We start from the raw sequence: 3180 nt of genomic DNA on the forward strand, positions 1-3180 counted from the left end.
GCCCGGAGAGGCGGCCGGGCGGAGCGGTGCCGGCGGCCCGGGAGATCTGGTGGGCGGAGGTCCCGTACGAGGACGGGCCCGGCTCGAAGGACCGGCCGTGCCTGGTGCTGGCGGTGCGCGGGCGGACGGCGCTGGTCGCGAAGATCACCAGCAGGTACCACGAGGAGCGGCCGGGCGTGCTGGCGCTGCCGCCGGGCTCGGTCGGCGACTCGCGGGACCGGCTGAGCTATCTGGAGACGGACGAGCTGCGGGACGTACCGCTTGCGGAGTTCCGCCGCCGGGTGGGCGAGGTGGACCGGAAGATCTGGTCCCGGGTACGGCATCTGGCCCGCTGAGACACGGGAACGGCCGCGCGGGTACGGCCGCGCGGGTACGGGTGCGCGGGTACGGGTGCGCGGGTACGGGTGCGCGGGTACGGGTGCGCGGGTACGGGTGCGCGGGTACGGGTGCGCGGGTACGGGTGCGCGATCGTCGGGTCACGGGGAGCGGCAGGAAAGGCAAAAGCGGCAGGAGCGGCCGAAACGGCCGCGCGGGCACGGGTGCACGCGTGGGGATGCACGCGTGCGCGGGTGCTCGGGTGCGGGCGCACGGGTGCGCGGGCACGGGTGCGCGGGCACGGGTGCGCGGGCACGGGCACACGGGACACGGGACGCCGGGTGCGCGGGAAACGGGAACGGGGACCGGCCGAGGACACCGGTCCCGAGGCGGCCGCGCGAGCGGAGCCGGCCGCGGACACGGGCCCGGACACGGCTGCGAATCCGGGTGCGGCTGTGGATCCGGACGGGGCTGCGGATCCGGACGCGGCTGTGGATCCGGAAGCCGGCCGCCGCCGGAAACGGACCGCCTCCGCAGCGGACCGCCTCCGGTGCGCCGCGCGGAGGCGGCGCGGCGGAGGCGGTCCGGACATCCCGACGGTGAGGCCCCCGGTGGGGCCGGCCGTCAGGCCCAGAGCTGGCCGTGCAGGGCCTCGACCGCGGCCTCGGTGGACTCGGCCGTGTAGACACCCGTCGAGAGGTACTTCCAGCCGCCGTCGGCGACCACGAAGACGATGTCCGCGCGCTCGCCCGCGGTGACCGCCTTGCGTCCGACGCCGATCGCGGCGTGCAGCGCGGCGCCCGTGGAGACGCCCGCGAAGATGCCCTCCTGCTGGAGCAGCTCGCGGGTGCGGACGACCGCGTCCTCGGAGCCGACGGAGAAGCGGGTGGTGAGGACCGACTCGTCGTACAGCTCGGGCACGAAGCCCTCGTCGAGGTTGCGCAGGCCGTACACGAGGTCGTCGTAGCGCGGCTCGGCGGCGACGATCCTGACGTCGGGCTTCTGCTCGCGGAGGTAGCGGCCGACGCCCATCAGGGTGCCGGTGGTGCCGAGGCCCGCGACGAAGTGGGTGATGGACGGCAGGTCCGCGTAGATCTCCGGGCCGGTGCCGGTGTAGTGCGCGCCGGCGTTCCCGGGGTTGCCGTACTGGTAGAGCATCACCCAGTCCGGGTGTTCCGCGGACAGCTCCTTGGCGACGCGGACGGCGGTGTTGGAGCCGCCCGCCGCCGGGGACGAGATGATCTCCGCTCCCCACATCGCGAGCAGCTCGCGCCGCTCGCTGGAGGTGTTCTCCGGCATCACGCAGACGATGCGGTAGCCCTTGAGCCGGGCCGCCATGGCCAGCGAGATGCCGGTGTTGCCGGAGGTCGGCTCCAGGATGGTGCAGCCGGGGGTGAGCCGGCCGTCCTTCTCGGCCTGCTCGATCATGTGCAGGGCCGGGCGGTCCTTGATCGAGCCGGTGGGGTTGCGGTCCTCCAGCTTCGCCCAGATGCGCACGTCGGGGGCCGGCGAGAGCCGCGGCAGGCGCACCAGAGGGGTGTTGCCCACCGCGGCCAGCGGACTGTCGTACCGCATCAGGCGGCGCCGCCCGCGACGGCCGGGAGGATGGTGACGGTGTCGCCGTCGGACAGCTTGGTCTTGATGCCGTCGATGAAGCGGACGTCCTCGTCGTTGAGATAGACATTGACGAAGCGGCGCAGCTCACCGCCGTCGACCAGGCGCTCGCTGATGCCGGTGTGCCGGGCCTCGAGGTCGGTGATGAGCTCCTCGATGGTGCCTCCGGTGCCTTCGACGGCCTTCTGGCCGTCGGTGTAGGTGCGGAGGATCGTCGGGATGCGAACCTGGATGGACATGGGCGAGGTGCTCCTGTCGGAAGTCGGCGGGAAGTGCGCGGCGGGGCTCAGCGGGGCGTGGCGCCTCGACCGGCCGGGCGTGCTTGCGTCCGGTCGTGCGGCGGGGCTCAGCGGGGACAGATCGCGCTCGCGAGGCGGCACAGGTCGACGTGCAGCCGCGCCACGAGCATGCTGCCCGGGGTCTTGTCGCTCACGTCGTGCACAACCATGGGGCCATCGTATCGATTCCCTGTCCGGGGACCGGGACTGCGTCTCACGGCTCGGACAGACCGTGGACACCGGTGCGTCTGCTGTCGGGTGGTGGCGGGCGGAACCTGCCCCGGGGGCCGCCGCGGCGGCGGCCGGGAGGCGGACGGAAGATCTGATGGGCGGGCTGGTGGGAGGGTCGGCGGGAGATCCGGGGAGGGTCCGGGGGAGGTCCGCGGCGGTCGGAGGAAACGGTCAGGGGGCCGGAACGACCTGGACCTCTTCCTCCGTGATCTCGCCGTCCACGATCCGGAACGAACGGAACTGGAAGGGACCCTCGCCGTTGCCGCACTCGGCGGTGGACACCAGGACGTAGTGGGCACCGGGCTCGTTGGCGTACGAGACGTCGGTGCGCGAGGGGTACGCCTCGGTGGCGGTGTGCGAGTGGTAGATGACCACGGGCTCCTCGTCCCGGTCGTCCATCTCCCGGTACAGCTTGAGCAGGTCGGTCGAGTCGAACTCGTAGAAGGTGGGCGACCGGGCCGCGTTCAGCATCGGGATGTAGCGCTCGGGGCGGCCGGAGCCGACCGGGCCGGCGATCACACCGCACGCCTCGTCCGGGTGGTCGGCGCGGGCGTGCGCCACGATCTTGTCGTGCAGGTCCTGGGTGATGGTCAGCATGGGCCCAGGATATGGCGGCGGATTTTCCGGGCGGCGGGTGGTGGACCATACCGGCCGGATGGTGGGACGGGGCGCCAGGTGCTGGACGGTGCATGCCACGCCCGCGGGCCCGCCGCGCGGCCGCGCGCACCGCGACGCGGCCCAC

The 3180-nt window shown here is 73.4% G+C and carries 5 protein-coding genes; 1 reads left to right on the top strand and 4 read right to left on the bottom strand.

Annotated features, from left to right (window positions below):
• The coding region (locus tag GCU69_RS21865; protein ID WP_176604624.1) for a type II toxin-antitoxin system PemK/MazF family toxin at positions 1–335 on the top strand (335 nt) is incomplete at its 5' end.
• A gap of 604 nt (positions 336–939) precedes the next feature.
• Here the strand turns inward: GCU69_RS21865 and GCU69_RS21870 are convergent.
• The 4 genes from GCU69_RS21870 to GCU69_RS21880 all read right to left on the bottom strand — a co-directional run bounded on the left by GCU69_RS21870 (position 940) and on the right by GCU69_RS21880 (position 3035).
• On the bottom strand, positions 940–1890 hold the full coding sequence (locus GCU69_RS21870) for a PLP-dependent cysteine synthase family protein (protein WP_098752088.1): 951 nt from the start codon (positions 1888–1890) through the stop codon (positions 940–942).
• Positions 1890–2168 carry a MoaD/ThiS family protein gene (locus tag GCU69_RS21875; protein ID WP_098752089.1) on the bottom strand — a complete coding sequence of 93 codons (279 nt, stop codon included), beginning with the start codon at positions 2166–2168 and terminating at the stop codon, positions 1890–1892. Before GCU69_RS21875 ends, GCU69_RS21870 begins: the two co-directional genes overlap by 1 nt.
• Positions 2169–2275: 107 nt before the next feature.
• The gene (locus tag GCU69_RS34605) at positions 2276–2377 is read right to left on the bottom strand and encodes a putative leader peptide (protein ID WP_328630013.1); all 102 of its coding nucleotides are present in this window, start codon (positions 2375–2377) and stop codon (positions 2276–2278) included.
• A gap of 232 nt (positions 2378–2609) precedes the next feature.
• On the bottom strand, positions 2610–3035 hold the full coding sequence (locus GCU69_RS21880) for a Mov34/MPN/PAD-1 family protein (RefSeq protein WP_098752091.1): 426 nt from the start codon (positions 3033–3035) through the stop codon (positions 2610–2612).
• Positions 3036–3180: the final 145 nt, after the last annotated feature.

Origin of the sequence: Streptomyces lycii, from assembly GCF_009735685.1 — a bacterium.
In the GTDB taxonomy this organism is placed as follows: Bacteria; Actinomycetota; Actinomycetes; order Streptomycetales; family Streptomycetaceae; genus Streptomyces; species Streptomyces lycii.

Coding starts and splice junctions, on each gene's coding strand:
- GCU69_RS21870 (WP_098752088.1), bottom strand. CDS start 1,890: ATGCGGTACGACAGTCCGCTGGCCGCGGTGGGCAACACCCCTCTGGTG.
- GCU69_RS21875 (WP_098752089.1), bottom strand. CDS start 2,168: ATGTCCATCCAGGTTCGCATCCCGACGATCCTCCGCACCTACACCGAC.
- GCU69_RS34605 (WP_328630013.1), bottom strand. CDS start 2,377: ATGGTTGTGCACGACGTGAGCGACAAGACCCCGGGCAGCATGCTCGTG.
- GCU69_RS21880 (WP_098752091.1), bottom strand. CDS start 3,035: ATGCTGACCATCACCCAGGACCTGCACGACAAGATCGTGGCGCACGCC.